Source organism: Streptomyces ardesiacus (assembly GCF_003112575.1).
In the GTDB taxonomy this organism is placed as follows: domain Bacteria; phylum Actinomycetota; class Actinomycetes; order Streptomycetales; family Streptomycetaceae; genus Streptomyces; species Streptomyces ardesiacus.
On sequence record NZ_BEWC01000015.1, the window covers coordinates 1 to 24,185 of the forward strand.

At 73.2% G+C, this 24,185-nt stretch carries 20 protein-coding genes; 10 read left to right on the forward strand and 10 right to left on the reverse strand.

The window, feature by feature from the left end:
• The 3 genes from Sdi02f_RS34665 to rbsD form a co-directional block, all read left to right on the forward strand.
• On the forward strand, nt 1-903 hold a 903-nt coding region (locus tag Sdi02f_RS34665; RefSeq protein WP_159107703.1), incomplete at its 5' end, for a D-ribose ABC transporter substrate-binding protein.
• A 59-nt stretch (nt 904-962) separates the two neighbouring features.
• Nucleotides 963-1,868 (forward strand): ribokinase, encoded by a 906-nt coding sequence (locus tag Sdi02f_RS34670; RefSeq protein WP_030400042.1) that lies wholly within the window; start codon nt 963-965, stop codon nt 1,866-1,868.
• Nucleotides 1,865-2,254: a D-ribose pyranase gene (rbsD, locus tag Sdi02f_RS34675; protein WP_030400043.1), complete on the forward strand. Its 390-nt coding sequence runs from the start codon at nt 1,865-1,867 to the stop codon at nt 2,252-2,254. Before Sdi02f_RS34670 ends, rbsD begins: the two co-directional genes overlap by 4 nt.
• A gap of 157 nt (nt 2,255-2,411) precedes the next feature.
• On the opposite strand, the gene Sdi02f_RS34680 is transcribed toward rbsD, so the two are convergent.
• From Sdi02f_RS34680 to Sdi02f_RS34690, 3 genes are read right to left on the reverse strand one after another with little or no spacing between them, the layout of a single operon-like run.
• Nucleotides 2,412-3,293, reverse strand: a complete 882-nt coding sequence (locus Sdi02f_RS34680; protein WP_031084143.1) for a sugar phosphate isomerase/epimerase family protein — start codon at nt 3,291-3,293, stop codon at nt 2,412-2,414.
• Nucleotides 3,290-4,459 (reverse strand): dihydrodipicolinate synthase family protein, encoded by a 1,170-nt coding sequence (locus tag Sdi02f_RS34685; RefSeq protein ID WP_053639077.1) that lies wholly within the window; start codon nt 4,457-4,459, stop codon nt 3,290-3,292. Before Sdi02f_RS34685 ends, Sdi02f_RS34680 begins: the two co-directional genes overlap by 4 nt.
• Complete coding sequence (locus Sdi02f_RS34690) at nt 4,456-5,607, reverse strand: Gfo/Idh/MocA family protein (protein ID WP_030400046.1); 1,152 nt, start codon at nt 5,605-5,607, stop codon at nt 4,456-4,458. The genes Sdi02f_RS34685 and Sdi02f_RS34690 overlap by 4 nt, the downstream gene beginning before the upstream one ends.
• A gap of 217 nt (nt 5,608-5,824) precedes the next feature.
• On the opposite strand from Sdi02f_RS34690, the gene Sdi02f_RS34695 reads away from it, so the two are divergent.
• Together Sdi02f_RS34695 and Sdi02f_RS34705 are read left to right on the forward strand one after the other, a co-directional pair.
• Nucleotides 5,825-6,871 (forward strand): LacI family DNA-binding transcriptional regulator, encoded by a 1,047-nt coding sequence (locus Sdi02f_RS34695; protein ID WP_030400047.1) that lies wholly within the window; start codon nt 5,825-5,827, stop codon nt 6,869-6,871.
• Nucleotides 6,872-7,101: 230 nt separating this feature from the next.
• Nucleotides 7,102-7,902, forward strand: a complete 801-nt coding sequence (locus tag Sdi02f_RS34705; protein WP_030400048.1) for a sugar phosphate isomerase/epimerase family protein — start codon at nt 7,102-7,104, stop codon at nt 7,900-7,902.
• Nucleotides 7,903-7,941: 39 nt separating this feature from the next.
• Here the strand turns inward: Sdi02f_RS34705 and Sdi02f_RS34710 are convergent, their stop codons facing one another.
• A complete protein-coding gene (locus Sdi02f_RS34710; RefSeq protein ID WP_108934016.1) occupies nt 7,942-8,922 on the reverse strand; it encodes an EamA family transporter in 981 nt (326 codons plus the stop codon).
• A gap of 109 nt (nt 8,923-9,031) precedes the next feature.
• Between Sdi02f_RS34710 and Sdi02f_RS34715 the strand changes: the two genes are divergently transcribed.
• Complete coding sequence (locus Sdi02f_RS34715; protein ID WP_030400050.1) at nt 9,032-9,970, forward strand: LysR family transcriptional regulator; 939 nt, start codon at nt 9,032-9,034, stop codon at nt 9,968-9,970.
• A 128-nt stretch (nt 9,971-10,098) separates the two neighbouring features.
• Nucleotides 10,099-11,946, forward strand: a complete 1,848-nt coding sequence (locus Sdi02f_RS34720) for a glycoside hydrolase family 3 protein (protein ID WP_108934017.1) — start codon at nt 10,099-10,101, stop codon at nt 11,944-11,946.
• A 224-nt stretch (nt 11,947-12,170) separates the two neighbouring features.
• Here the strand turns inward: Sdi02f_RS34720 and Sdi02f_RS34725 are convergent, their stop codons facing one another.
• The 4 genes from Sdi02f_RS34725 to Sdi02f_RS34740 form a co-directional block, all read right to left on the reverse strand.
• Nucleotides 12,171-13,595, reverse strand: coding sequence for a S28 family serine protease (locus Sdi02f_RS34725; protein ID WP_030400052.1), 1,425 nt, complete (start codon nt 13,593-13,595; stop codon nt 12,171-12,173).
• Nucleotides 13,596-13,659: 64 nt separating this feature from the next.
• Nucleotides 13,660-14,055 (reverse strand): hypothetical protein, encoded by a 396-nt coding sequence (locus tag Sdi02f_RS34730; protein WP_030400053.1) that lies wholly within the window; start codon nt 14,053-14,055, stop codon nt 13,660-13,662.
• Nucleotides 14,056-14,170: 115 nt separating this feature from the next.
• Nucleotides 14,171-17,911 (reverse strand): ABC transporter ATP-binding protein, encoded by a 3,741-nt coding sequence (locus Sdi02f_RS34735; protein WP_030400054.1) that lies wholly within the window; start codon nt 17,909-17,911, stop codon nt 14,171-14,173.
• A gap of 100 nt (nt 17,912-18,011) precedes the next feature.
• Nucleotides 18,012-19,010, reverse strand: a complete 999-nt coding sequence (locus Sdi02f_RS34740) for an esterase-like activity of phytase family protein (protein ID WP_030400055.1) — start codon at nt 19,008-19,010, stop codon at nt 18,012-18,014.
• A gap of 90 nt (nt 19,011-19,100) precedes the next feature.
• Here Sdi02f_RS34740 and Sdi02f_RS34745 point away from each other — a divergent pair, with 90 nt between their 5' ends.
• Both Sdi02f_RS34745 and Sdi02f_RS34750 read left to right on the forward strand, forming a co-directional pair.
• Nucleotides 19,101-19,475 carry a hypothetical protein gene (locus Sdi02f_RS34745; protein WP_108934018.1) on the forward strand — a complete coding sequence of 125 codons (375 nt, stop codon included), beginning with the start codon at nt 19,101-19,103 and terminating at the stop codon, nt 19,473-19,475.
• 113 nt (nt 19,476-19,588) lie between these two features.
• On the forward strand, nt 19,589-20,401 hold the full coding sequence (locus Sdi02f_RS34750) for an endonuclease I family protein (RefSeq protein ID WP_053638436.1): 813 nt from the start codon (nt 19,589-19,591) through the stop codon (nt 20,399-20,401).
• 110 nt (nt 20,402-20,511) lie between these two features.
• On the opposite strand, the gene Sdi02f_RS34755 is transcribed toward Sdi02f_RS34750, so the two are convergent.
• Together Sdi02f_RS34755 and speB are read right to left on the reverse strand one after the other, a co-directional pair.
• Nucleotides 20,512-22,200, reverse strand: a complete 1,689-nt coding sequence (locus tag Sdi02f_RS34755) for a thiamine pyrophosphate-binding protein (protein ID WP_108934019.1) — start codon at nt 22,198-22,200, stop codon at nt 20,512-20,514.
• Nucleotides 22,197-23,165 carry an agmatinase gene (speB, locus tag Sdi02f_RS34760; protein ID WP_030400059.1) on the reverse strand — a complete coding sequence of 323 codons (969 nt, stop codon included), beginning with the start codon at nt 23,163-23,165 and terminating at the stop codon, nt 22,197-22,199. Before speB ends, Sdi02f_RS34755 begins: the two co-directional genes overlap by 4 nt.
• 229 nt (nt 23,166-23,394) lie before the next feature.
• On the opposite strand from speB, the gene Sdi02f_RS34765 reads away from it, so the two are divergent.
• On the forward strand, nt 23,395-24,183 hold the full coding sequence (locus tag Sdi02f_RS34765; protein ID WP_053638437.1) for a phosphatase: 789 nt from the start codon (nt 23,395-23,397) through the stop codon (nt 24,181-24,183).
• The last annotated feature ends 2 nt before the right edge of the window (nt 24,184-24,185 follow it).

The following is a 24,185-nucleotide window of genomic DNA, read 5'->3' on the forward strand; positions in this document are numbered from 1 at the left end:
GTCGTCGCGGTGGCCGTCGTCGGCGCGACCTCGCTGCTGCACAACGGTTCCTCCGGCGGCAAGGACCAGAAGATAGGGCTGTCGCTGTCCACGCTCAACAACCCGTTCTTCGTGCAGATCAGGAACGGCGCCGAGGAGGAGGCGAAGAAGCTGGGCGTGGACCTGACGGTCACGGACGCCCAGAACGACGCCTCCCAGCAGGCCAACCAGCTGCAGAACTTCGTCAGCGGCGGCCTGTCCGCGGTCGTCGTCAACCCGGTGGACTCCGACGCGGCCGGCCCCTCGGTGCGCGCGGCGAACAAGGACGGCATCCCCGTCATCGCCGTGGACCGCGGCGTCAACAAGGCGCAGACGTCCGCGCTGGTCGCCTCCGACAACGTCGAGGGCGGGCAGTTGGGCGCCAAGGCGCTCGCCGAGAAGCTCGGCGGCAAGGGCACCATCGTGATCCTCCAGGGCCAGGCCGGCACCTCCGCCAGCCGGGAGCGCGGGGCGGGCTTCGCGGCCGGGCTGAAGGCGTACCCGGGCATCAAGGTGGTCGCCAAGCAGCCCGCGGACTTCGACCGCACCAAGGGCCTGGACGTGATGACCAACCTGCTCCAGGCGCACCCCGCCGTGGACGGCGTCTTCGCGGAGAACGACGAGATGGCGCTGGGCGCGATCAAGGCGCTGGGCGCCAAGGCCGGGAAGTCCGTGCAGGTCGTCGGGTTCGACGGCACGCCGGACGGGCTGAAGGCGGTCGAGGCGGGGACGCTGTACGCGTCCGTCGCGCAGCAGCCGAGGGAACTGGGCAGGATCGCCGTACAGAACGCGCTGCGGGCGGCCGAGGACAAGAAGGTGGAGCAGACGGTGAAGGTGCCCGTGAAGGTCGTCACCAAGGAGAACGTGGCCGGCTTCGAGGGCTGAGACCGGCCGTCGGAGCCTCGCGGAATCCAGCGGGAACCACTCGAATCGGAGAACGATTGATGTACGACTACGACCTGCTGGTCGTCGGGTCGGCCAACGCCGACCTGGTGATCGGTGTCGAGCGGCGGCCGGGGGCCGGCGAGACGGTGCTCGGCTCCGACCTGGCCGTCCACCCGGGCGGCAAGGGCGGCAACCAGGCCGTCGCCGCCGCCCGGCTCGGTGCCCGTACGGCCCTGCTGGCCCGGGTCGGCGACGACGACTACGGGCGGCTGCTGCTGGACTCGCAGCGGGCGGCCGGCGTCGACACGGTCGGCGTCCTGGTGGGCGGCGCGCCGACCGGCGTCGCGCTGATCACCGTCGACCCGTCCGGGGACAACAGCATCGTGGTCTCGCCCGGCGCCAACGGCCGGCTCGCGCCGGGGGACGTGCGGGCGGCGGCCAGCCTCTTCCACGCCTCCCGGGTGGTCTCCACGCAGTTGGAGATCCCGCTGGAGACGGTGGCGGAGGTGGTCCGCTCGCTCGCACCGGGCAGCCGGTTCGTGCTGAACCCGTCTCCGCCGCAGCCGCTTCCGCAGGAGGTGCTGGCGGCGTGCGACCCGCTGATCGTCAACGAGCACGAGGCGAAGGTGATCCTCGGCGACGCCCTCGTCGGCGAGCGGCCCGAGGACTGGGCCCGCATCCTGCTGGCCAAGGGGCCGCGCTCGGTGGTCGTGACCCTGGGGGCCGAGGGCGCGCTGGTCGCGTCGGCGGCCGGGGGTGTGACCCGGGTGCCGTCCGTGAAGGTGGACGCCGTGGACACCACCGGCGCCGGTGACGCGTTCACCGCGGCGCTGGCCTGGCGGCTGGGCACCGGCGAGTCGCTCGCCGACGCGGCGGCCTACGCGGCCCGGGTGGGCGCGGCGGCGGTCACGAAGGCGGGGGCGCAGGAGTCGTACCCGACGGCCGCGGAGGCCGAGGCGCTGTGAAGAAGGCGGGCATACTCAACCGGCATCTCGCGGGCGCCCTCGCCGAACTCGGCCACGGGGACGGGGTCCTGGTGTGCGACGCGGGCATGCCCGTCCCGGACGGTCCGCGCGTCGTCGACCTGGCCTTCCGGGCCGGGGTGCCGTCCTTCGCCGAGGTGCTGGACGGCCTGCTGGCGGAGCTGGTGATCGAGGGCGCGACCGCGGCGGCGGAGGTCCGGGGGGCCAACGCGGAGGCCGCCGCGCTGCTCGACGGGCACTTCCCCACGCTGGCACTCGTCCCGCACGAGCGGCTGAAGGAGCTGTCGGCGGGCGCACGTCTGATCGTCCGCACGGGCGAGGCCCGTCCCTACGCGAACGTGCTGCTGCGGTGCGGGGTCTTCTTCTGAGCACGCGGAGAACGTCGGAGGGGCCCGGTCGACGACCGGGCCCCTTCGGTTTCCCCTCCCCTTCGGAACTCCGGGATTCCCCCCCGGGTACCCCCACGGAAGTTCCGATGCCAGGTACGACCCGCCGGACCGTGCGAGGGTTGCACGGCCGCCGGGACTATTTTCCGGAGCCGGAGCCGGAGCCGGAGCCGGCCCCCGCCCCGTCTCCCGCGTGCGCGGCGAACCGTGCCGCCGTCTCCGCCAGCACCTCCCGCCCGTCCCGGGCCCACAGGGCGTCGTTGAAGAGTTCGACCTCGATCGGGCCGGTGTACCCGGCCGCCTCGACGTACCCCTTCCACTCCCGCATGTCGATCGCGCCGTCGCCGATCTGGCCGCGGCCGTTGAGGACGCCCTCGGGCAGCGGCGTCGTCCAGTCCGCGAGCTGGAAGGTGTGGATGCGGCCGCCCGCGCCGGCCCGGGCGATCTGCTCGGGCGCCCGGTCGTCCCACCAGATGTGGTACGTGTCGACGGTGACGCCGACCTGCTGGGCCGGGAAGCGTTCGGCGAGGTCCAGGGCCTGGGCGAGGGTGGAGACCACGCAGCGGTCCGAGGCGAACATGGGGTGCAGCGGCTCGATGGCCAGGCGTACGCCGTGCTGTTCGGCGTACGGGCCCAGCTCCGCCAGCGCGTCCGCGATGCGCTCGCGGGCCGCGCGGAGGTCCTTGTCGCCGGCGGGGAGGCCGCCCGAGACCAGGACCAGGGTGTCGGTGCCGAGGGCGGCGGCCTCGTCGACGGCGCGGCGGTTGTCGGCCAGGGCCTCGGCGCGCTCGCCGGGGTCGGTCGCGGTGAGGAACCCGCCGCGGCACAGGGTGGTGACCCGCAGGCCCGCGTCGCGGACCAGCTTGGCGGCCGCCTCGACGCCGTAGGCCTGGACGGGCTCGCGCCACAGGCCGACGTTGCCGATGCCCAGTTCGCGGCAGGCGGTGGTCAGTTCGGGCAGCGAGAGCTGCTTGACCGTCATCTGGTTGATGCTGAAGCGGGTCAGGCCGGGATCGCTCACTGGTTCACTCCGTACAGGCTCAGCAGGGTCCGCATGCGCTCCTGGGCGAGCTTCGGGTCCGGGAACAGGCCCAGGCCGTCGGCGAGTTCGTAGGCGCGGGCGAAGTGCGGCAGGGAGCGGGCCGACTGGAGGCCGCCGACCATGGTGAAGTGGCTCTGGTGGCCGGACAGCCAGGCCAGGAAGACCACGCCCGTCTTGTAGTAGCGGGTGGGGGCCTGGAAGAGGTGGCGGGAGAGTTCGACCGTGGGGTCGAGCAGGGCGCGGAAGCCCTCCGTGTCCCCGGTGTCGAGGACGCGGACCGCCTGTGCCGCCAGCGGGCCCAGCGGGTCGAAGATGCCGAGCAGGGCGTGGCTGAAGCCCTGGTCGTCGCCCGCGATCAGCTCGGGGTAGTGGAAGTCGTCGCCGGTGTAGCAGCGCACGCCCCGCGGCAGGCGGCGGCGCAGGTCGATCTCGCGCTGGGCGTCCAGGAGGGAGACCTTGATGCCGTCGACCTTGTCGGGGTGGGCGGCGATGACCTCCAGGAAGGTGTCGGTGGCCGCGTCCAGGTCGGACGAGCCCCAGTAGCCCTCCAGGGCCGGGTCGAACATCGGGCCCAGCCAGTGCAGGATCACCGGCTCGGCGGACTGGCGCAGCAGGTGGCCGTAGACCTCCAGGTAGTCCTCGGGGCCCTTCGCGGTCGCGGCGAGGGCGCGGGAGGCCATCAGGATGGCCTGGGCGCCCGACTCCTCGACGACGGCGAGCTGTTCCTCGTAGGCCGACCGGACGTCCGCGAGTGTGGTGGTGGCCGTCGCGGTGAGCTGGTCGGTGCCCACTCCGCAGGCGATGCGGCCGCCGGCCGATTTCGCCTCGGCGGCGGAGCGGCGGATCAGTTCGGCCGCCGTGGCCCAGTCCAGGCCCATGCCGCGCTGGGCGGTGTCCATCGCCTCGGCGACGCCGAGCCCGTGGGACCACAGGTGGCGGCGGAAGGCGAGGGTGGCGTCCCAGTCGACGGCGGCGGGCCCGTCGGGGGTGGTGTCGGCGTACGGGTCGGCGACGACGTGCGCGGCGGAGAAGACCGTACGGGAGGTGAAAGCGCTTCCTCCGCCCGCCCCGGGAACGGCCGGGGGCTCGGCGCGGGGGGTGTAGGCGCGCGTGGTGCCGTCGGGGTTCGGCAGGTGGAGGGTCACAGGCCGATCTCCGGTACGTCGAGGCGGCGGCCCTCCGCGGAGGACCTCAGGCCCAGTTCGGCGAGCTGGACGCCGCGGGCGCCGGCCAGCAGGTCCCAGTGGTAGGGGGCGTCGGCGTAGACGTGCTTGAGGAACAGCTCCCACTGGGCCTTGAAGCCGTTGTCGAACTCGCCGTTGTCGGGGACCTCCTGCCACTGGTCGCGGAAGACCTCGGTGGCGGGGATGTCCGGGTTCCAGACCGGCTTGGGGGTGGCCGAGCGGTGCTGGACGCGGCAGTTGCGCAGGCCCGCGACGGCCGAGCCCTCGGTGCCGTCGACCTGGAACTCGACCAGTTCGTCGCGGTTGACGCGGACCGCCCAGGAGGAGTTGATCTGGGCGATCGTGCCGCCGTCGAGCTCGAAGACGCCGTAGGCGGCGTCGTCGGCGGTGGCGTCGTACGGCTTGCCCTTCTCGTCCCAGCGCTCGGGGATGTGGGTGGCGGTCAGGGCCTGGACGGACTTCACGCGGCCGAACAGCTCGTGCAGCACGTACTCCCAGTGCGGGAACATGTCGACGACGATGCCGCCGCCGTCCTCGGCGCGGTAGTTCCACGACGGGCGCTGGGCCTCCTGCCAGTCGCCCTCGAAGACCCAGTAGCCGAACTCGCCGCGCACGGACAGGATCCGGCCGAAGAAGCCGCCGTCGATCAGGCGCTTGAGCTTGAGCAGGCCGGGGAGGAAGAGCTTGTCCTGGACGACGCCGTGCTTGATGCCGGCCGCGTTGGCCAGACGGGCGAGTTCCAGGGCGCCGTCGAGGCCGGTGGCCGTCGGCTTCTCGGTGTAGATGTGCTTGCCCGCGGCGATCGCCTTCTTGAGCGCCTCCTCGCGGGCCGAGGTCACCTGGGCGTCGAAGTAGACGTCGATGCTGTCGTCGGCGAGGACCGCGTCCAGGTCCGTGGAGACGTGGTCGAGTCCGTGCCGCTCGGCCAGCGCCCGCAGCGCGTGTTCCCGGCGGCCGACCAGGACCGGCTCCGGCCACAGCACGGTGCCGTCGCCGAGGTCGAGGCCGCCCTGTTCGCGCAGCGCCAGGATGGAGCGGACCAGGTGCTGGCGGTAGCCCATGCGCCCGGTCACACCGTTCATGGCGATACGCACCGTCTTGCGTGTCACGTCATTCCCTTCGTACGAGCCGTGCCGCGAGCCCCGGATCGAGTTCGAGCCGTACAGCAAGCGCTTTCTATGTAGAACGAAGCTAGCCTGTGAACGGTGGTCTGGACAAGACCGCGGTTCGGGTGAGTTGTTCGAGGGGGCGAACGACGGCGGGCGGTGGCCGTAAGGTCACCCCGGACGGTGTTCGGCTCACACGCGCGATGCGGAGGACGAGAACATGACGGTGACACTGGCGGACGTGGCGGCCCGCGCCCAGGTCTCCCCCGCGACCGTGTCGCGCGTACTGAACGGCAACTACCCCGTGGCCGCCTCGACCCGGGACCGGGTGCTCAAGGCCGTCGACGAGCTGGACTACGTGCTCAACGGCCCCGCGAGCGCGCTGGCGGCGGCCACCTCCGACCTGGTGGGCATCCTCGTCAACGACATCGCCGACCCGTTCTTCGGCATCATGGCCGGCGCCGTCCAGTCCGAGATCGGCGGTCCCGGCGGCAGGGCCGGCGGCGAGAGACTCGCCGTGGTCTGCAACACCGGGGGCACCCCGGAGCGGGAGCTGACCTACCTCACGCTGCTGCAGCGGCAGCGGGCGGCGGCGGTGGTGCTGACCGGCGGTGCGATGGAGGACGGTGCGCACCAGGCGGCGGTGGCGGCGAAGCTGCGCAGGCTCACGGAGGCGGGGACGCGGGTGGTGCTGTGCGGGCGGCCGCCCGCACCGGACACCGGGGCGATCGCGCTCACCTTCGACAACCGCGGCGGCGGACGGGAACTGACCGAGCACCTGATCGGACTCGGGCACCGCCGGCTCGGCTACATCGCGGGGCCCCAGGAGCGGACCACGACCCGGCACCGGCTGGAGGGCCACCGCGCGGCGCTCGCCGCGCACGGCATCGAGGAGGACCCCCGCTGGACGGTCCACGGCCGCTACGACCGGCAGGCGGGGTACGAGGCCACGCTGGAACTGCTGCGCCGGGACCCGACGCTGACCGCCGTCGTCGCCGCGAACGACACCGTCGCGCTGGGCGCGTGCGCGGCGCTGCGCGACTCGGGGCTGCGGATCCCGGACGACGTGTCCGTGGCGGGCTTCGACGACCTGCCGTTCAGCATCGACGCGGTGCCCGCGCTCACGACGGTGCGGCTGCCGCTGGCGGAGGCGGGGGCGCGGGCGGGCCGGGTCGCGATGGGGCGGGAGGACGCGCCGGTGGGGGGAATCGCCACGGTGCGGGGGGAGTTGATGGTGCGGGGGTCCTCCGGACGGCCGCGGGGGTGAAACGGACCGTTGGTGACGCGGTGGGCCCGCGTCGGTGTGGGCCGCCCTGGGGGCTGCGCCCCCAGACCCCCCTTTCGGCCTGAACGGCCTCGTCCTCAAACGCCGGACGGGCTGATGGTGCCGGCCTGCGCGACAGTCGGTGCGGCCGGCCCGTGTCCACCGGCGACCGGGGTGGATTCGTGGCCCGCGTCGACAGGTGAAGTCGGTCATCGCGGGTACGCTCCGTGGGCATGAAGCTGGCGTTCTCCACTCTCGGTGTCCCCGGAATGCCCCTGACCGACGTGCTCGGGCTCGCGACCGCGCACGGCTACCACGGGGTCGAACTGCGCGCCCATCCCGAGGAACCGGTCCACCCGGGCCTGGGCCCCGACGAACGGGCCGCCGTGGCCTCCCAGTTCAAGGCGGCCGGGATCGAACCCCTGGGGCTCGCGGGGTACGCGCGGGTCGCCTCGCCCGGGGACGACGACGCCGTGCTCGCCGAGATCCGCGGTCTGCTCGACCTCGCCCGCGACCTGGGCGCCCCGTACATCCGCGTCTTCCCCGGCGGCGGCACCGAGCAGAGTGCCGAGGAGGCCGACGCGACGGCCGCGCGGCGGCTGGGCACGGCCGCCGAGTACGCCGCCGAAGCCGGCGTGCGCATCCTGCTGGAGACCCACGACTCGCACCGCACGGGCGCCGACGCGATGCGCGTCCTCGGGCTGGTCGGACACCGGCAGGCGGGCGCCCTGTGGGACGTGATGCACACCTGGCTGGGCGGGGAGCAGCCCTTCGAGTCGTACGCGGCGCTCGCCCCGCACCTGGGCTACGTCCAGGTCAAGGACATCGCCTCCGCCGAGGACACCACGCCGCTGGCGCTGGGCGCCGGGGTGCTGCCGCTGACCGAGGTGGTCGACGTGCTGTCCCGGCACGGGTGGGACGGCTGGCTGTGCTGGGAGTACGAGAAGCGGTGGTACGAGTCGGCCGCCCCGCTGCCCGGGCTGCTCACCGAGGGCCGCGAGCACCTCGCCCGGCTGCTCACGGACGCGGCGTGAGCGGACCTTCCAGACCCGGCCTGCCCGGCGGCGCGGACGTCACCCGACGGATTCTTCGGCCGGGGCGGGGGGCCGTCCAGCTTCGGGCTGCGGGCGGGCCCCGGTGATCACCTTCCGGGTCCCGTGGGGGGAGCGGGCCGCGAGCCGGTCCGGCGTGCGCCCGCGACCGGCGCGGGTGAGGGTCGTCAGCGCCACCCCGCCCACCAGCAGCGCCGCCGCGCACCAGCGCAGGGGCGTCACCGGCTCGCCGAGGAAGAGGGCCGCCGAGGACATGCCGAAGACCGGGACCAGGAGCGAGAACGGCGCGACCGTCGAGGCGGGGTGACGGCGCAGCAGCAGACCCCAGGCGCCGAAGCCGAAGACGGTCGAGACCCAGGCGACGAAGAGGATCGTGCCCGCGCCCTGCCAGTCGAGGGAGCGCAGGGCGGCGAGGTCCGCGGCGGGACCCTCGGTGAGCAGGGAGAGGGCCAGCAGGGGCAGCACGGGGACGGTGGAGACCCACACCATGAAGTTGAGCGCGTCGGGCGGGGACGCCTTGCGGGTCAGGACGTTGGACACGCCCCAGGCCGCCGCGGCGCCGACCACCATCAGGAACGCTCCCAGGGGTCCCGAGGTGCCCTCGTCGACCGCCGCCACGCCGATACCGGCCACCGCGACCAGCATGCCCAGGGCCTGGACGCGGGAGGGGCGTTCCCGCAGGACCGCGGCGGCGATCACCGCGGTGAACACCGCCTGGATCTGCAGCACCAGGGAGGACAGCCCGGCCGGCATGCCGGCGTCCATGCCCACGAAGACCAGGCCGAACTTGGCCACGCCGAGGACCAGTCCCACCGCCACGGTCCATTTCCAGGCCACCTTGGGAGGGCCCACCAGGAAGACGGCGGGCAGCGCGGCGGCCAGGAAGCGCAGGGCGGAGAAGAGGAGCGGCGGGAAGTGGTCGAGGCCGATCTCGACGACCGTGAAGTTGACGCCCCAGACGGCGGCGACGAGCACGGCGAGGAGGAGGTGGGAAGGTCGCATGCGTCGAGGATCGGCCCGAGGGACCGTGTAGCACCAGCGATGATTGCTGCATGGTTGGATGAAGTACCGCTAATGCTTCCCGCCCTCGTCTCGCCCCCGGGAGCCCCTCGTGCTCGACCTCCAGCGACTGCGCGCCCTGCACGCCGTGTCCGTGCACGGGACCGTCGGGGCGGCAGCCGCCGCGCTCGGTTTCACCCCGTCCGCCGTGTCCCAGCAGATCGCCAAGCTGGAGCGGGAGACCAGGACGGTACTCCTGGAGCGGGAGGGGCGCGGGGTGCGGCTCACCGACGACGCCTGGCACCTGGTCGACACGGCGGGTGAGCTGCTGGCCCTCGTGGAGCGGGCGGAGACCCGGCTGGAGGAGCGGCGCGGGGTGCCCTCGGGGCGGCTGACGATCGCCGCGTTCGCGTCGGCGGCGCGCGGACTGCTGCCGTCCGTCCTGGCCGACCTGGCGGCACGCCACCCCGCGCTCGACGCACGGCTCAACGAGGTCGACCCGCACCTGTCCGTGGACCTGGTGGCCAAGGGAGCGGTCGACCTGGTGGTGGCGCACGACTGGGACATCGCGCCGCTGCCGGCACCGGCCGGGGTGGAGCAGGCGCCGATCGGGGAGGACCTGTGCGACCTGCTGGTGCCCGAGGGACACCGCCTCGCGGGGCGGAGGGCGGTCCGGCGGTCGGAGCTGGGCGGGGAGCGGTGGATCTGCCAGCCGCCCGGGCGCGTGTGCCACGACTGGCTGATGCGGACGCTGCGGGGCGCCGGGCACGAGCCGGACATCGTCCACCAGGCGGACGAGAACCCCACGCTCGTCGCACTGGTCGCCGCCGGTCTCGGCGTCGCGCTCATCCCCCGGCTGGGGCGCGGCCCGCTGCCCGCGGGGGTGGTGGAGGTGCCGCTCGACCCGATGCCGGTACGGCGGCTGTACGCCCTGTGGCGCACGGGCGCGGCACGCCGCCCGGCGATCGCGGAAACGGTCCGCGCCCTGCGGGCCCACTGGCCGGACGCCTCGGCCCACACCGCTCCGACGACACCGGCCGGCTCCGCTTGACCCGTGCAGCTTGGAGCAAGCGCCTTCTAAGCGCTTGGCCTCTGTGCGGTCCCTTGACTGGCAGAAACTTCCCGGATATTGGTGACTCCTTGGCAGTTTCCTTCACCAGCCCTCCGGAAGGAGCGCACGTGCACCACAGCAGCACGGCCGGCACGGGAAGCACCGCACAGCCCTCCAGACGCACCGTCCTCACCGCCACCGCGGTCGTCACCGCGGCCCTCGCGGCCGGGGGCGGCACGGCGTACGCCGACGCCCGCAGGCCCGACGACGACAAGCTCCGCGCCCTCATCTCCCGCATGACGCTGGAGGAGAAGGTCGGCCAGCTCTTCGTCATGCGGGTCTACGGCCACTCCGCCACCGACCCGGACCAGGCGGACATCGACGCCAACCTGAAGGAGATCGGCGTCCGCACCGCGGCCGAGCTGATCGCCAAGTACCGGGTCGGCGGCATCATCTACTTCGCCTGGGCGCACAACACCCGCGACCCGCACCAGATCGCCGACCTGTCCAACGGCATCCAGAAGGCGTCCCTGGAGCAGCCGCGCGGTCTGCCGGTGCTGATCTCCACCGACCAGGAGCACGGCATAGTGGCCCGCGTGGGCGCGCCCGCCACCCTCTTCCCGGGCGCGATGGCCGTCGGGGCGGGCGGGTCGCACTCCGACGCCCGTGCCCTCGGCAGGATCGCGGGCGCCGAGCTGCAGGCCCTGGGCATTCGTCAGGACTACTCCCCCGTGGCCGACGTGAACGTCAACCCGGCCAACCCCGTCATCGGCGTGCGGTCCTTCGGCGCCGACCCGGACGCGGTGGCGGGGCTGGTGGCCGCCGAGGTGACGGGGTACCAGGGCTCCGGCGTCGCCGCGTGCGCCAAGCACTTCCCCGGGCACGGCGATACCGCCACCGACAGCCACACCGGTTTCCCGGTCATCACGCACAGCCGTGAGCAGTGGGAGAAGCTGGACGCCCCGCCCTTCCGCGCGGCGATCGAGGCCGGCATCGACGCGATCATGACCGCCCACCTGATGGTCCCCGCGCTCGATGACTCCGGCGATCCGGCCACCCTCTCCCGCCCCATCCTCACCGGCATCCTGCGCGAGGAGCTGGGCTACGACGGGGTCGTGGTGACCGACTCGCTCGGCATGGAGGGCGTGCGCACGAAGTACGGCGACGCGCGGGTGCCGGTGCTGGCACTGCGGGCGGGCGTCGACCAGTTGCTCAACCCGCCGGACCTGCCGCTCGCCTGGAACGCCGTGCTGACGGCCGTGAAGGACGGCGAACTCACCGAGGCGCGGCTCGACGAATCGATCCTGCGCGTGCTGCGGCTGAAGGCCAAGCTGGGGCTGTTCCGGGACGCGTACACCAGCCGCCGGGACGTCGGCCGGACCGTCGGCACCCGGGGGCACCTGGCCGCGGCCGACCGGATCGCCGAGCGGACCACCACCCTGCTGGTCAACGAGGGGCGGCTGCTGCCGCTGTCCCGCCGGACCCACCGCAAGCTGCTGGTGGTGGGCGCCGATCCGGCCTCGCCGTCCGGCACGACCGGGCCGCCCACCCAGGTCCTCGCGGACGCGCTCACGGAGCTGGGCTTCACCGCCACCGCCCTGTCCACCGGCACCGCCCCCTCCGCCGCCGTGACCGACCGCGCCGTCGCCGCGGCCCGGGACGCCGACGCGGTGGTCGTCGCCACGTACAACGTCACCGCGGGCAGCAGCCAGCGCACGCTGGTCACGCGGCTGCTGGAGACGGGGAGGCCGGTCGTCGCGGTCGCCGTGCGCAACCCGTACGACGTCGCGCACCTCCCCGGCGTCCCCGCCGTGCTGGCCGCCTACTCCTGGACCGACGTGGAGGTGCGGGCGGCGGCCCGCGTGATCGCCGGGCGGGTGCGGCCGCGCGGGAAGCTGCCGGTGCCGGTGGTGCGCGCGGACGACCCGGACACGGTGCTCCTCCCGCTCGGGCACGGGCTCACCTACCGGTCGTAGCGCGGCCCGCGGCACGCGCACGGGGGCGCTCCCGTCCCCCGTGCGCGGCGCCTCCCGCGCGTCTGGCGTGCGCCCGCCCCGGCGGGCCACGCTGGGCCGGGGAGCGCAGGGTCGCCGCCCGCGCGGACTGCCCGGCCTCGGCCGTGCTGTACGTCCGGCTCGGCGGGAACCGCCCGGTGGGCTGTGCCCGGCCCCGGTGAGCGGCCGGGGCACAGCCCGTCGTGCTACGGGCGCAGCGCCGGCTCGCGCTCGACGTCCCGCTTGTCCAGCCTGGCGTCGAACGCCGCCAGCGGCACGGCCGCCGACGGGTTCTCCTGGACCTTGGCGGAGGCGACGCCCGCCCAGTCCAGGATGCGGGCGGTGGCGAACGCCTTCTGGTCGGGCACCAGGCCGGCCACGTTCGCCCCGTGGTTCATGCCGGGCGCGGTCATGACGTAGGAGTCGCGCGCGCCGTGGCCGAGACGGAAGGGCTCGGCGCCCCACGGGTCGTTCTCGCCGTACACGAACAGCATCTGGCGGGCGTTGTGCCGCACCCACGTGTCGACGTCCCGCATCGCCGACGGCTCGAACTTCATCGGGATCGAACGGGGCACGAAGTTGCGCGGCGGCTGGTAGCCGTAGCGGACGTACTTCTTCTCGATGTGCGGGAAGTGGATGGTGGGCGCGCCCAGCTGGGTGCCCGCCTGGTAGTAGTACGGCGTGTACGTCTCCAGGCCCTGGTCGGTGTAGGCGGAGAAGCCGGAGATGGTGTCGACGGAGTCCCAGATCGCCTCGTCGGTGGCGTTCTCGGCGTCGGCCGGGATGCCGTCGCAGTCGGCGAGGGTGCTGTACTGCCAGAAGCCCCACACGTAGTCGAGGACGACGGCCTCGTAGGCGCGGTCGAGGCTGCCGATGGTGGAGAAGGTGTAGCCGTTCTCGGCCGCGTACGCCGCGTACTTCTTCTCCAGCGGCGCCCGGCGCACCAGTGCCTCGCGCTGCACGCCGTTCAGCTTGTCGCGGCACTCCTTGGTGCCGACGCGGGCGAAGAAGCGGTCGTAGGCCGAGTCCTCCTTGTTCACCACGTCGTTGGGGGCGACGTAGGCGACGACGCCGTCCATGTCGCGCGGGTAGAAGCGCTCGTAGTAGGTGGCGGTCATGCCGCCCTTGGAGCCGCCGGTGGAGATCCAGTTCTTCGTGTAGACGGGCTTGAGGGCCTCGAAGATGCGGTGCTGGTCGCTGGCGGCCTGCCAGATGTCCAGCTTGGACCAGTCGGCCGGGGCGGGCCGGGACGGTGTGAAGTAGCGGTACTCCATGGAGACCTGGTTGCCGTCCACGATCTGGGTCGGCTCGCGCCGGCTGGGATTCGTGGAGACGTTGTAGCCGCCGGTGTAGAAGACCGTCGGACGGTTCACGTCCTTGTGCAGCACGGTGATCCGCTGCTGGAACGTGCCCTTGGACGGGTGCCGGTGGTCCACCGGCTGGGTGTAGTTGAGGACGAAGAAGCGGTAACCGGTGTACGGCTTCTCCTCGATCAGGCTCATGCCCGGTATGGACAGCAGCCGGTCCTTGATGTCGACGGCCTTCGGCTCGGCGGCGGTGGCCGCGCCCGCCGTGCTGACGGTGCCGATGAGCACCACGAGCGCCAGCAGCCATCTGAGCGCCTTGCGCATGCACCCTCCCTGTGAAACGGATGTTCGCCGGAAGCTATCGGAGCAACTCCCGCGAACACCAGGGTCAGCAGAGGATCCACCCGGAACTGACGGAGCTCTTGGCCACCTTGCCGGTCACCCACACGCAGCGGTTCCCGGCGTGGACGGTCACCGGACCGGCGCGCCGGGCGAACCGGCCCGCGTCCACGACCGCCCGGCCGCCCCGGGCCCGTACGCCGACGGACATCTCCCGCTTGGTGCCGGGCTTCTCGGGGACGGTGAGGGCACACACGTAGCCGCCGCGCTTGTGGACGAGGACGGACCCGGTGGCGAAGTGCAGCGTGCGCACCTTCCGGCCGCCGCACCCCGTGGCGGCGGCCCCGGCCTCCTGCGGCAGCGCGACGGCGAGCAGCGCGGCCGCGCTCAGCACGGCCGTGCCGAGCGTCAGCCGACGGCGGGTTGCGGCACCGGCCCGGCCCACTGCGGTCCCCCTCCGTCGGGCGAACACTGACGACGTACGGATGCGTGTACGGACGCATGCACGCATGTACGGACGCAGGACACCTGTCGCACGGTTGCGCGAACGCGGCAGCGCCTCAGCGCGTCGCCCCGACCGGCTCCTCCGGCTCGGAAGCGCCGACGAAGGTCCGCCACAGCCGCGCGTACCGCCCGTCCAGGGCCAGCAGTTCGTCGTGGGTGCCGTCCTCGGCGACCCGCCCGCCGTCCATGACGACGACCCGGTCCGCGCGGGCGGCCGTGGTGAGCCGGTGGGCGACGACGAGCGTGGTGCGGCGGCCCGCGATGCGGTCGGTGGCCTGGTTGACCTGCGCCTCGGTGGCCAGGTCCAGGGCCGCGGTGGCCTCGTCGAGGAGCAGCACGTCGGGGTCGACCAGTTCGGCGCGGGCCAGCGCGATCAACTGCCGCTGCCCGGCGGAGAGGTTGCGGCCCCGTTCGGCGACCTCGTGGAGGTAGCCGCCCTGGAGCGTGGCGATCATCTCGTGCGCCCCGACCGCCCGTGCCGCCGCCTCCACCTGGGCGTCGGTGGCGTCGGGGCGGCCGTAGGCGATGGCGTCCCGGACGGTGCCCGGGAAGAGGTACGCCTCCTGCGGGACGACGCCCAGCCGGTGCCGGTAGGAGGTGAGGTCGAGGGTGCGCAGGTCCCGCCCGTCGACGGTGACCCGGCCGCCGGTCGGGTCGTAGAACCGGGCCACCAGCTTCACCAGCGTCGACTTGCCGGCGCCGGTCTCGCCGACGAACGCGACGGTCTGCCCGGCCGGGATGCTGAGGTCGATGCCGGTGAGGGCCGCCTCCGCCTCGTCGGCACCCCCGTACGTGAAGTGCACGTCCTCGAAGGCGATCTCGCCGCGCAGCGAGGCGACCTCGGAGGGCTGCTCGGCGGCGCGGGTGGAGGTCGGCTCGCGCAGCAGTTCCTGGATGCGGCCCAGCGAGACGGACGCCTGCTGGTAGCCGTCGAAGACCTGGGAGAGCTGCTGGACGGGCGCGAAGAACAGGTCGATGTAGAGCAGGTACGCCACCAGCGCGCCGGTCGTCAGCGTCGCGTCGTCGATCCGCGCGCCGCCCACGACCAGCACCGCCGCCGCGGCCACCGACGACAGCAGTTGCACGAAGGGGAAGTAGACCGAGATCAGCCACTGTCCGCGGATGCGGGCCTGCCGGTAGCTGTCGCTGCGCTCGGCGAAGCGCCGCCCGCCGTCCCGTTCGCGCCGGAAGGCCTGCACGATCCTGAGGCCCGCCACCGACTCCTGGAGGTCGGCGTTGACCGTGGACACCCGCTCGCGGGCCAGTTCGTACGCCTTCACGCTGGCCCTGCGGAAGTAGTAGGTGGCGACGATCAGCGGCGGCAGCGTCACGAAGACGATCAGTGCGAGCTGCACGTCGATGACCAGCAGCGCGACCATGATGCCGAAGAAGGTGACGACCGAGACGAAGGCGGTGACGAGTCCGGTCTGCAGGAACGTCGACAGCGCGTCCACGTCCGTCGTCATCCGGGTCATGATCCGCCCGGTCAGCTCGCGCTCGTAGTAGTCGAGGCCGAGCCGCTGGAGCTGGGCGAAGATCTTCAGGCGGAGCGCGTACAGGATCCGCTCGCCGGTCCGGCCGGTCATGCGGATCTCGCCGGTCTGCGCCGCCCACTGGGCGAGTACGGCGAGCAGCCCGAGCAGCGAGGACGCCCAGACCGCGCCGAGGGCGACCCGGGTGACGCCGTCGTCGATGCCGTGCCGGATCAGCACCGGCAGCAGCAGGCCCATGCCCGCGTCCACGGCCACGAGGGCGAGGCTGATCAGCAGCGGCGTGCGGAAGCCGCGCAGCAGGCGGCGCAGGCCGTACGACGACTCGGGCCGCACCGCCGCCGTTTCGTCGATGTCCGGGGTGCCGTTCGCCGGGGGCAGCGCGTCGACCTGGGCGAGCAGCTCGGGGGTGGCGGGGGTGCCGGCGAGCGCGGTGTCCTTGGGGGTACGGTCGCCGGTCCACAGCCGGGGAGTGACCCCGCGCTCGGCGTCGAACTCGGCGTCCAGCTCGTCCCGGACGGAGGTGTCCTCGGCCGGTGCCGCGGGGGGCGTGTGGCCGGGCGAGACGCCGCCCAGTTCGTCGGGGTCGGTGAGCAGGCGCCGGTAGAGGGCGGAGCGCTCCTGCAGTTCCTCGTGGGTGCCGAGGTCGGCGAGGCGGCCGCGGTCGAGGACGGCGATGCGGTCGGCGAGGCCCAGGGTGGAGCGGCGGTGCGCGATGAGGAGCGTGGTGCGGCCCCGCATGACCTGCTTCAGCGCCTCGTGGATCTCGTGCTCCACACGGGCGTCGACGGCGGACGTGGCGTCGTCCAGGACCAGCAGCCGAGGGTCGGTGAGGATCGCCCGGGCGAGCGCGACGCGCTGGCGCTGGCCGCCGGAGAGGGTCAGGCCGTGCTCGCCGACGGTCGTGTCGTAGCCCTCGGGCAGCTCGGTGATGAACCCGTGCGCCTGCGCGGCCCGTGCCGCGGCCTCGACCTCCTCGTCGGTGGCGTCCGGCCGGCCGTAGGCGATGTTGGCGCGGACGGTGTCGGAGAAGAGGAAGGAGTCCTCGGGCACCAGACCGACGGCGGCCCGCAGCGAGTCGAGGGTCAGCTCGCGCACGTCGTGCCCGCCGACGAGGACGGCGCCGCGCGTCACGTCGTAGAAGCGCGGCAGGAGCAGCGAGACGGTGGACTTGCCGGAGCCGGAGGAGCCGACGACGGCGAGGGTCTCGCCGGCGCGGATCTCGAAGGAGAGCCCGTCGAGCACGGGCCGCCCCTCGCCGTCGCCGGTGTCGTAGCCGAAGGCGACGTCGTCGAACTCGACGGTCGCGGGCGCGTCCGCGGGCAGGGTCTTGGTGCCGTCCTCGATGGCCGGTTCCGTGTCGATCAGTTCGAGGACGCGTTCGGTGCCGGCGCGGGCCTGCTGGCCGACGGTGAGCACCATGGCGAGCATGCGGACCGGGCCGACGAGCTGCGCGAGATAGGTGGAGAAGGCGACGAAGGTGCCGAGGGTGATGTGCCCGCGCACCGCCAGCCAGCCGCCGAGGGCGAGCATGGCGACCTGTCCGAGCGAGGGGACGGCCTGGAGCGCCGGGGTGTAGGTGGCGTTCAGCCTGATCGTGCGCAGCCGCCCGGCGAAGAGCCGGCGCCCGACCTCGCGGAGCTTGCCGGTCTCCTGCTCCTCCTGCCCGAAGCCCTTCACCACGCGTACGCCGCTGACCGAGCCGTCGACCACCCCGGCGACGGCGGCGGCCTGCGCCTGCGCGTACCAGGTGGCGGGGTGCAGCCGGGTGCGGCTGCGGCGGGCGATGAACCACAGGGCGGGGGCGACGGCCAGCGCGACCAGGGTGAGCGGCAGGGAGAGCCACGCCATGATCACGAGGGAGATCAGGAAGAGCAGGACGTTCCCGAGGGTCATCGGGAGCATGAAGAGCAGGCCCTGGATGAGCTGGAGGTCGCTGGTCGCCCGCCCGACCACCTGTCCCGTGGACAGCTCGTCCTGCCGTCGCCCGTCGAGCCGGGTGATCGTGCCGTACATGTCGGTGCGCAGGTCGTGCTGGACGTCGAGGGCGAGCCGGCCGCCGTAGTAGCGGCGGACGTACGTCAGGGCGTACACGGCGAGCGCGGCGCCGATCAGGAGGCCGGCCCAGACGGCCATGTCCCGGGTCTTGTCGCCGATCACGTCGTCGATGATCACCTTGGTGATCAACGGGACGAAGGCCATGACGGCCATGCCGCCCAGCGAGGCCCCGAGCGCCAGCACGACGTCCTTGGGATACCGCCAGGCGTACCCCGCCAGTCGTCGCACCCAGCCCCGTTGCGCGTCCACGCCGTGCCCTCCGGTCGGTCGTCCTGCTCACCTGATCTACCGGAAGGCACCAACACGGGCGAGCGGGGATTTCATCCCGCCGTAACAATCGGCCGGGTGATCAGGCGCGTACGCGGAGCCTGAGGAAGCGGGTGGTCTGGACGTCGTTCTGGTTGTCGTCGCTCACGACCAGGACCTCCAGAGGGCCTCCGGAGCGGCCGGTCACCGCCATCCCCTCGAAGTTGTCGAGGAGCGGGTTGGGCTGGGGCTGCTTGGCGGTGGCGCCGAGGGTGGGGCAGTCGGCGAGGTCGGCGAGGAGCCGCTTGTGGAGCACGGTGCCGTGGGCGGGCCGGTCGGCGAGGTGGAGGCGGACCGTGTTGCCGACGCCGGCGGTGAAGCCGCGCTCCAGGACGAGGAGGCGGCCGTCGGGCGTCGCGGTGACCTCGGAGACGCCGAGGCCGGGGTCGGTCCGGTAGGCGTAGCGGGCGCCGGTGCGGAAGTCGCCGTGCCCGGTCCGCTGCCACGTCTGGAAACGGACCAGGTCGGCCGGGTCGCCGTCGAGCGGGTACTCCATCGAGGCGAGCAGGGTCCGCCCGCCGGGCAGCAGCGTCAGCCCCTCGAAGCTGCCGTTGGCCCGCGCGCGCCCCTCGGGAGCGGTGCGCAGGTCGCCGGGCACGGGCAGGCGGCCGAGCAGCTCGCCGGTGCGGGAGTAGCGGCGCACGGACGGCTCGGTCTCGGAGGAGACGAGGTACGTGCCGTCCCAGTCGGCGACCAGGCCCTCGGAGTCGAGCGCGGCGCCCTTCTCGTCGGCGAGGGTGATCACGCCGCGCGGCTCCAGGGTGCGGGCGTCCAGCCGGAACAGTTCCGACCGGTCGGAGAGGGCGGCCGGGGAGCCGTCCCGGCCGGGGGCGAGGGCGGAGAGGTTGCCGACGTAGGTGCCGTCGTACGTCGTCTTGTCGAGGGCGTCGGTGAAGCCCGTGAGGGAGACGGAGGGCGAGCAGGCGTCGGCCGGGTGCCGCCCGCCCTGTGCGGCGGCCGGTCCGGCGGCGGTCAGGCAGCCGGCCGCCGCGAGGACCGCGGTGAGGGCGGCGAGGGCGGTACGAAGGGTTCCTGGGCGCATGCCGGTCACCCTAGGGCCCGGAAATGGACGGAAGTTGGCCGTTTTCCGAAAGCCGGGATGCGAAGGCCCCGGGAGGGCAAGTAATGCCCCGTGCCGGAACAGAGGGAAAGCGACGCGAGGCTGGCCGGGCGGCTCTACGCGACACTGCGGGTGCTCAAGTTCGTCGCGGACCCCCACAGTGGCCAGAGGCCGACGGCGGAGGACGAGTTCGGGGGCAAGGACAGTCCGCACGCACGGATCAGGGCCCTGAAGCTGGACCTCTTCGAGGATCTGGTGAGCGCCGTGCAGAGGGGGCGGAACGCGGAGGCGACGGCCGAGGTGCTCCGCGCGCTGCCCTCCGTGGTGCCGTCGCAGCGCGCCGCCCTCCACGCCAACCTGGGCGAGCGCCCCCTGGCCGAGTTCAACGCGGGGTACCGGGCCCAGCTCGCGAGCCTTCGGGAGGCCCTGCCGGAACTGCTCGGCTGAGCCGGTCCGCCCACCGTCACGGAATCGTCACCCTCCGTACACCCCACCTCCAACATGTCCATGTCACGCTCGTGGAACCACACAACTCCACACGCGTAGATCGGACACCCCACATGCTCGCGATACGCATCCGGCGCCCGAAGGCGGCGGCCCTCGCCGCGGTCGCCGTACTCGCCGGGCTCACCGCGCCCTCACTGACGGCGGGCCCGGCCACGGCGGCCACGACGGCGAACACGGACTACGACTCGACGTACTACAAGGACGCGCTCGGCAAGACGGGCACGAGCCTCAAGTCCTCGCTCCACACGATCATCAGCGACCAGACGAAGCTGTCGTACTCGGCGGTCTGGGACGCCCTGAAGGCCACGGACGAGGACCCGGACGACACCGGCAACGTGATCCTGCTCTACTCGGGCGTCTCCCGCAGCAAGTCGCTCAACGGCGGCGACACCGGCGACTGGAACCGCGAGCACGTGTGGGCCAAGTCGCACGGCGACTTCGGCACCGCCACCGGTCCCGGCACCGACCTGCACCACCTGCGCCCCTCGGACGTCCAGGTCAACAGCGCCCGGGGCAACAAGGACTTCGACAACGGCGGCAGCGCGGTCAGCGGGGGCGGCGGCAGCCTCACCGACTCCGACTCCTTCGAGCCCCGGGACGCGGTCAAGGGCGACGTGGCCCGCATGATCTTCTACATGGCGGTCCGCTACGAGGGCGGCGACGGCTTCGCCGACCTGGAGGTCAACGGCCAGGTCGGCAACGGCAGCAACCCGTACATCGGCAAGCTCTCCGTGCTGAAGGCGTGGAACGACGAGGACCCGCCGGACGCCTTCGAGGAGCACCGCAACCAGGTGATCTACGACGACTACCAGCACAACCGCAACCCGTTCGTCGACCACCCGGAGTGGGTGGAGGCGATCTGGTAGGCGGCGTCACCCCGGGCAGGGGGCGGCCGTGCGGGCCGCGCGGAGCGCCCCCGCCCACCACGACGGCTCCGGTCGTCGGCCGCGCGCGATCCCGTGGCGCGGCCGACCGCTCAGCCCCGGTGCGTCGGCGCGAACATCCGCAGCTCGGCGGGGAGGACGACCACCGAGGGCCCCGGCGTCGCCAGTGCCTTGGCGAGGTCCGTCTCCAGGGTCTCCGGCGACGTCCGGACGCCCGGCACCCCGAACGACTCGGCCAGGGCGGCGAAGTCGGGGCCGGGCAGGTCCGTCGCCGTGGGCTCGCCGAAGGCGTCGGTCATGTACGCGCGCAGGATGCCGTAACCGCCGTCGTCGACGATCAGCCAGGTGACGTTCAGGCCGTACTGGCGGGCGGTGGCCAGTTCGGCGACCGAGTACAGGGCGCCGCCGTCGCCCGAGACGGCCAGCACCGGGTGGGTGGGGTCGGCGACGGCGGCGCCGAGGGCCGCCGGGAAGGCGTAGCCGAGGCCGCCGGCACCCTGGGCGGAGTGCATGGTGCCCGGGGCCTGCGCGTCGAAGGCCGACCAGGCCCAGTAGGCGAGGACCGTCATGTCCCAGAAGGACGGGGCGTTCTTCGGCAGGGCGGCGCGCACCGCGGCCAGGACGTCCTGTTCCAGGGTGAGTTCCTGGGCGGCGATGCGTGCGCGGACCTTGTCCAGGACCCCGCGCACGCGTTCCGGTGCGGTCGGGTCGGTACGCGGCTCCTCCACCGTCTCCAGCAGCGCCTGGAGCGCGAGGCGGGCGTCGGCGTGGATGCCGAGGGCCGGGTGGTTGGACTCCAGTTTGCCGAGGTCGGCCTCGATCTGGATCACCCGGCCGCGCGGCGCGAACGTGTGGTAGTTGGAGGAGAGTTCGCCGAGTCCCGAGCCGACCACCAGCAGGACGTCCGCGTCCTCCAGGAAGTCGGTGGTGTGGCGGTCCTCCAGCCAGGACTGGAGGGAGAGGGGGTGGGTCCAGGGGAAGGCGCCCTTGCCGCCGAAGGTCGTGACCACGGGGGCCTGGAGGCGTTCGGCGAGCTGCCGGAGCTTCTTCGAGGCGTCGGCCCGCACCACACCGCCGCCCGCGATGACGGCGGGGCGCTCCGCGCGGGTCAGCAGGTCGGCGGCGACCGCCGTCAGCTCGGGGCGCGGGGGCAGTTCCTCGGGGAAGGTGTCGCCGCCGGTCACCACCGGGAGCGACGTCTCGGCCTCGAGGACGTCCTGCGGGATCTCCACCCACACCGGTCCGTGCGGGACGGTCAGCGCGGACGTCCACGCCTCGGCGATCGCGGACGGGATCTGGGACGGGGTGCGGGCGGTGTGGACCGACTTCACCACGCCCCGGAACGAGGCCGCCTGGTCCGGCAGTTCGTGCAGGTAGCCGTGGCGGCCGCCGCCCAGGCCCGCCGCGGGGACCTGGCTGCCGATCGCCAGGACGGGCGCCGAGGCCGCCCGCGCCTCCTGGAGGGCGGCCAGGGCGGTGAGCGCGCCCGGGCCGGTCGACAGCAGCAGCGGGGCCGCCTCGCCGGTGACCCGGCCGTAGGCGTCGGCGGCGAAACCGGCGTTGTTCTCCACCCGCAGGCCGACGTGGCGCAGGCCGGAGCGGCGCAGTGCGTCGAACGCGGCCAGGGCGTGCTGGCCGGGCAGGCCGAAGACGGTGGTCGCGCCGAGCGCGGCCAGGGACTCCACGACCAGGTCTCCGCCGGTGCGGCCGGCGGGAGGATGGAGCGCGGCCTCCGTCTGGGCGGCGGTCGGACGGAGGACCAGGTCGTGGTCGTGGGTCACTGGGAACGGTCCTCGGCGATCCGGCGGGACATGAGGGTGGTCAGTTCGTAGGCGGTGTGGGACGCGGCCACCGACGTGATCTCCGCGTGGTCGTAGGCGGGGGCGACCTCGACGACGTCGGCCGAGACCAGGTTGCAGGAGGCGAGGCCCCGCAGGATCTCCAGCAGCTCGCGGGAGGTCATGCCGCCGGCCTCGGGCGTGCCGGTGCCGGGGGCGTGGGCGGGGTCGAGGCAGTCGATGTCGATGGAGACGTACAGCGGGCGGTCCCCGATGCGCTGGCGGAGCTGGTCGGCGACCTCGTCGGCGCCGCGCCGGTAGACGTCGGCGGAGGTGACGATGCCGAAGCCCATCTTCTCGTCGTCGGTGAGGTCCTTCTTGCCGTACAGGGGACCGCGGGTGCCGACGTGGGAGAGGGCGGAGGTGTCGAGGACGCCTTCCTCGACGGCGCGGCGGAAGGGGGTGCCGTGGGTGTACTCGGCGCCGAAGTAGGTGTCCCAGGTGTCCAGGTGGGCGTCGAAGTGGAGCAGGGCGACCGGGCCGTGCTTCTTGGCGACCGAGCGCAGCAGCGGGAGGGCGATGGTGTGGTCGCCGCCCAGGGTCATCAGGCGGGCGCCGGTGTCCAGGAGGTCGTCGGCGGCGGCCTCGATCGTCTCGACGGCCTCGTGGATGTTGAAGGGGTTCACGGCGATGTCGCCGCCGTCCGCGACCTGGGCGAGGGCGAAGGGGGAGGCGTCCTGGGCCGGGTTGTAGGGGCGCAGCAGGCGGGAGGCCTCGCGGATGGCGTTGCCGCCGAAGCGGGCGCCGGGGCGGTAGGAGACGCCCGAGTCGAACGGCACGCCCACGACGGCGACGTCGGCGGTTGCGACCTCGTCCAGGCGCGGGAGCCGGGCGAAGGTCGCGGGTCCGGCGTACCGCGGGACCCGGGAGGAGTCGACGGGACCGCGGGGCGTCTCGTTGCTGCTCATGCACTGCCTTCCTTCGTACGCTTCGTGCGCTTCGTCGCGTATGTGCTGCTGCCGTCCGACTGTACTGGCGAGCCGGCCGGCCGGTCGTCGCAGACTAGAGGGACGAAATCCCGCCGCGACATGTACATTCCGTCCATACGCGCCCCCGGGACTGGTGGAATCGGCTACCCGTCGGCCGTCCCGCCGGGACCGGCTGCTGTCCGCGGCCCGGCTGCTACACAATGGAGCCATGCCGATACCCGGGACACCCAGCCGCGCCGAACTCGCCGAGCACCTCGTCAGGACGCGCATCGCGGGCGATGTCGCCACTCCCCGCGAGAACAATCTTTCCCACTACCGGAAGCTGGCGAACGGCGACCGGCACTTCTGGCTCGGTCTGGAGCTGGGCGAGCGCTGGAGCGACGAGCAGGACGTGCTCGCGGTGATGGCGGAGCGGGTCGGGGTCAACGACGACCCGGAGTACCGGTACGGCCAGGACACGATCGACCCGGAGCTGACCGTCTCCGCGCTGGAGCGGATGGCGGGGCGGCTGCGCAAGGCGGCCGACGGCGGGCAGCGGGTGCTGTTCGCGACCGGCCACCCCGGCGGGCTGCTCGACGTGCACCGCGCGACGGCCGCCGCGCTGCGGGCCGCGGGCTGCGAGATCGTGGTAATCCCGGAGGGGCTGACGACCGAGGAGGGGTACGTCCAGCAGTTCGCGGACGTCTCGGTGCTCGAACACGGGGCCTCGCTGTGGCACACCCACTCGGGCGAGCCGATGAAGGCCATCCTGACCGGCCTGGAGCGCGAGGGCCGCCCCCTGCCGGACCTGGTGGTCGCCGACCACGGCTGGGCCGGGTACGCCGCCCAGCACGGGGTCGACTCCGTCGGCTACGCGGACTGCAACGACCCGGCCCTCTTCCTCGCCGAGTCCGAGGGCACCCTCCAGGTGGCGGTGCCGCTGGACGACCACGTGGTCAGCCCGCGCCACTACGACCCGATGACGGCGTACCTGCTGACGGAGGCGGGGCTGCGGTAGGC